At 27.8% G+C, this 3,875-nt stretch carries 6 protein-coding genes and 1 pseudogene; 3 read left to right on the top strand and 4 right to left on the bottom strand.

Translation table 11 applies throughout. The features are described from left to right. The first annotated feature begins 30 nt into the window (after window positions 1-30). On the top strand, window positions 31-156 hold the full coding sequence (locus ACJAX4_RS22625) for a hypothetical protein (protein ID WP_435791701.1): 126 nt from the start codon (window positions 31-33) through the stop codon (window positions 154-156). Here ACJAX4_RS22625 and ACJAX4_RS22620 read toward each other — a convergent pair. From ACJAX4_RS22620 to ACJAX4_RS22610, 3 genes are all read right to left on the bottom strand, one after another. Further along, window positions 115-321, bottom strand: coding sequence for a hypothetical protein (locus ACJAX4_RS22620; RefSeq protein ID WP_435791700.1), 207 nt, complete (start codon window positions 319-321; stop codon window positions 115-117). The genes ACJAX4_RS22625 and ACJAX4_RS22620 overlap by 42 nt on opposite strands. A gap of 117 nt (window positions 322-438) precedes the next feature. Then, on the bottom strand, window positions 439-579 hold the full coding sequence (locus ACJAX4_RS22615) for a hypothetical protein (protein WP_435791699.1): 141 nt from the start codon (window positions 577-579) through the stop codon (window positions 439-441). A gap of 162 nt (window positions 580-741) precedes the next feature. Then, the gene (locus tag ACJAX4_RS22610; protein WP_435791698.1) at window positions 742-1,161 is read right to left on the bottom strand and encodes a hypothetical protein; all 420 of its coding nucleotides are present in this window, start codon (window positions 1,159-1,161) and stop codon (window positions 742-744) included. A 16-nt stretch (window positions 1,162-1,177) separates the two neighbouring features. Here ACJAX4_RS22610 and ACJAX4_RS22605 point away from each other — a divergent pair, with 16 nt between their 5' ends. Next, a complete protein-coding gene (locus ACJAX4_RS22605) occupies window positions 1,178-1,369 on the top strand; it encodes a hypothetical protein (protein ID WP_435791697.1) in 192 nt (63 codons plus the stop codon). 476 nt (window positions 1,370-1,845) lie between these two features. Here the strand turns inward: ACJAX4_RS22605 and ACJAX4_RS22600 are convergent. Beyond that, window positions 1,846-2,304, bottom strand: a pseudogene (locus ACJAX4_RS22600) (flavodoxin family protein); the annotation flags it as partial. A 51-nt stretch (window positions 2,305-2,355) separates the two neighbouring features. On the opposite strand from ACJAX4_RS22600, the gene ACJAX4_RS22595 reads away from it, so the two are divergent. Further along, window positions 2,356-3,600: a PucR family transcriptional regulator gene (locus ACJAX4_RS22595; RefSeq protein ID WP_435791696.1), complete on the top strand. Its 1,245-nt coding sequence runs from the start codon at window positions 2,356-2,358 to the stop codon at window positions 3,598-3,600. The last annotated feature ends 275 nt before the right edge of the window (window positions 3,601-3,875 follow it).

Below are 3,875 nucleotides of genomic sequence, written 5' to 3'. Positions count from 1 at the left end.
AAAAATTATACTGAAGAATTTAAAAAGCAAATAATAGCTCTTAAGCAAAATGGTAAATCAACAGCAGATATAGCAAGAGAATATCAATTAGCAAAATCCACAATAATTAAGTGGTCAAATGATTATAATCAATGTGAAACTAGCCACCAAGGCTAGTTTTTTTGATATAGCCGCTCTATTACTTTTTTCTTTTAGATTGCCATGAAATTTATTCATTATCTTATTAAATTCAGGGATTTTAATATCGGAATGAATATCCAATTCGCTATTAAATTCTGTATACGTCTCTTTTATAAGTCTATCTATATTATTTTGCTTCATATTGTTACACCTCTCTTTTGTCTATAACCCATCGCCGCAACTTCAAAAGATGCATACTACATATAAAATGGGACTCTTATATATTAGACAATGTTCTTTTAAAAAAGTTTCATTTTTTTATAAATTATCTTCTAAAACTATTACCGCAACTTCAAAAGACCCTAATATTTCTAAATAAGTATCTTCACTAGGAATTTCCTTATTATATTTTCTAATCCATGACAAACTTTCATTCTTTGCTATAGTAAAAATCCACATTTTAATTTTTTTATATCCTTAATTATATCAAAAATACCCCATAGCGTAGACTTTTTTATGTCTACACTATAGCGTACATTATAAATAAGTCGTTGTAGGTTTTACTGATGGAGTCGATGGGTGTCGGACCGCTTTCGACGCCCTTACTATAGAAATCTTTATTTACACTTTGAACTTTAAAATTACACTATTAAGAGTTTCAGCCGTTTTCACTTGTTCATTTGATGTTTCTGCTATCATATCTGTTGCAATTGATGTTTCAGTTATAACCCTTAATATATCTTGTGAACTTTCAGAGCTTTCTTGAATTGAAGCTACTACATCCTCTATAGCTACGGTTGTTTGTTGCACACCTTCCACAATTTGTTCAATACCTTTTGATAAATATTCTGAAAGATCAAATACGTACTTAGCATCATCCTCATATTGATTTCCTATATTTACGAACATTTCATAATCTGGAGCAACCTTGTCATTAATAAATTTTAAAACATCTTCAATATTTAAAGATAAATTGTTGAATACATCTTCTATAGAAAATTCAATTCCAGCAGCATAAGCTACCTTACCATTTATATGCAAAGGAGCTGTTACATCTATGATTATTTTATCAATTATTGTAATAGCTTTATCATCATTTGCTGCTTGTATATCCTCTGGATCTGCCTTTTTTCCTATGTTATCTGAGTTTATTGCTGCTATACCAGTAGATTTATCGGCTATAGAATATATATTAAATTCTATATTAGTATATAAAATCCTTTTTTTATATATAAATATTCATTTTTAAACATTTAAATTCAAATAATACTTTATATTTATTTATTGTATCTGTTTTACAAAAGAGATAAGTTCATAATAAATTTAAACATAATCTAAGCAAACTGTCACGTCTCTATCCAAGTGGAAATCAAACACATAGTAAAGAAGTATCGCGGTTACCGCAATGCTGTGCCACATACCTTTATGCTTTTAATCTCTACGAAAAGTCAACATAGAAAAAATGCTATATCAATTATTTTAACTGATATAGCATTTACTTCTTCAACTTAAAAACCTTGAAAACCTTACGTTTGCTGATATGTATGGTGGCGACAACCCGTGCCTAACCCTATGTGTTGCAACTTGAAGCTTCTCATTGGTTTTTGTGATACCCTTCATAAAGTTGCATATAAGCTCAATGCTTGCAATGCTTTCTACTTTCTTACTTGCTTTTGAAAAAATACCAGTCGTCTTTCCACTATTTTTAACTCGTTTTCTATATTATTATCTATCAATTTCAATTGTAGGAAACTTCAAATTTTTATATTTACTGAATTTTTCTTTAACGGCTGCTAAGTTTTCATCTGTGTAAAACCCACCTTGTGTATGATAAATCTCTTGTAAATGGTGTTCTCTTCCTTTAATAGTAGTACGATCACGACTTAATCCATCTTTTGCAATAACAAATTCCCATTTACCAGTTTCTGTTTTTTCTAAGTCTCCACCAGCACCACAAACTTGACATTCAATTGGGAAATGCAACCCATCCCATTGAATTTCTCCCAAACTTAATGAATTAGAATGACAATTTGGGCACCATCCCATATTTTCATCGCCTAACCACGTTCTTTTTTCTACTACAGTATTTAATGATTTCATAACATTGTTGCCAATTTCCTCAGAACGTTTAATCATATCATCATGCAATAAACATTGTTTTGGAGCTGGCACACGAGTAGGCAGATCGAGACTAAAAAGAATATAGAAGAAATTTATAGATTAATTTGTGAATTTATGTTTATAGAGTACAAACTATATGTAAAAAAACTCAATATTTATAATAGTTTATCTGATTGTAATGATATTAATAAAACTCTAAATATATGTGAAAGCTATTTAAATAACCCAATTTTTATTTTAGATACTAGTTATCGTATTATTGGTCGTTCTACTCTTGCTAATCCAATTACATCAAATATAGAAACTTATAATGACCAGGCGTATTTATTAATTGATACTGTTAATATTATGAAAAAAGATAAATGTATAGATAATATTTATAGTTCAAGTACATCTTTTTTTCACTTTTCTGATGAAAATCTTATTTTTTGTGGTATTCGTATTAATAATGTTACTGTAGCATATATATGTATTTTACAAGAAAATAGAGAATTCTTTGAAGAAGATTTAGAACTAACCAATACTTTGGCACAAACTCTTTCTATACAAATGCAAAATGATAATTTGTTTATAAATAGTTCAGGACTCAAAGAAGAATATTACTTAATGGATTTATTGAAAAATTCAATCAATAATCTTTCCTATATTGAAGAAAGACTAAAAAATATAGACTTTAAATTAAATGAAAATATATTATTAATTGTTATACCTTTTAGGCAAACATATCAAGATTACCGTCATAATTTTGGATTAAAGCAGTTAATTATTACAACTAAAAATATATTGGGAAATTGTATTTCTGCTTATTATGAAGATAGTATCATTCTGCTGATAAGCAAGGAAGATGATGAAATATTCTCAGAAAACACAAAAACGAGATTTACAGATTTTTTAAATCTCAACAATTTAAAAGCCGGAATTAGTTTGGTATTTCAAAACATACTAGAAACAAAGGAATTTTATAAACAAGCTACTTACGCTTTAAAATTAGCAAAGCTCTTAAACATTGAAGGTTTCTTATTTTATTTCAATGACTATATAGAATATTATCTATTTCATATATTGCAAATCACGGATAATAATATTGAAAAGATTAAACTAAATACATTGATTGATCCATTGATTAACAAACTTATAGATATCGATAAAAATAATAATTCAGTATTATTACAAACATTAATGGTTTATTTAGAAAGTAATAGAAATTTAAATTTGACCTCAAAAAAATTAAATATTCATTGCAGCACATTTTTTTATCGTTACCATAAGATAGAAAAATTATTTAAAATATCATTAAGTAACAGTAACATTTTGTTTAATTTTGAATTATCATTAAAAATTTTGAGATATCAGAAATAAGAACTGAGCGCTATCACATTATTAACACTGCTCTATTCTATAAAAAACGTCTCCAAACATACCTTTCATAAATGATAAAACCTGCTCTGAACTCGTGAACTTCTGTTTGTTGATATAATCCCTTGAAATTTCTTTTGAAATGTTTTACAATCGAATAGAAGCTAACAATTAAAATGTTTCGCCCCTTTCACAACACCCTACGTACCGTTCGGTATAAGGCGTTTCATTAGTTTACGGGTTTAACGTGGTTATAATAATCCGAAAAGAATATGTAG

The organism is Clostridium sp., assembly GCF_051278035.1.
GTDB lineage: Bacteria > Bacillota > Clostridia > Clostridiales > Clostridiaceae > Clostridium_AD.
The sequence above is the reverse complement of the archived record's forward strand: the minus strand, read 5'-3'. Positions and strand labels throughout refer to the sequence as shown.

Excerpts from the sequence above, each read along its gene's own strand:
- ACJAX4_RS22620 (WP_435791700.1), bottom strand. The coding sequence starts at position 321 with ATGAAGCAAAATAATATAGATAGACTTATAAAAGAGACGTATACAGAA.
- ACJAX4_RS22615 (WP_435791699.1), bottom strand. The coding sequence starts at position 579 with ATGTGGATTTTTACTATAGCAAAGAATGAAAGTTTGTCATGGATTAGA.
- ACJAX4_RS22605 (WP_435791697.1), top strand. The coding sequence starts at position 1,178 with ATGATTATTTTATCAATTATTGTAATAGCTTTATCATCATTTGCTGCT.
- ACJAX4_RS22595 (WP_435791696.1), top strand. The coding sequence starts at position 2,356 with ATGTTTATAGAGTACAAACTATATGTAAAAAAACTCAATATTTATAAT.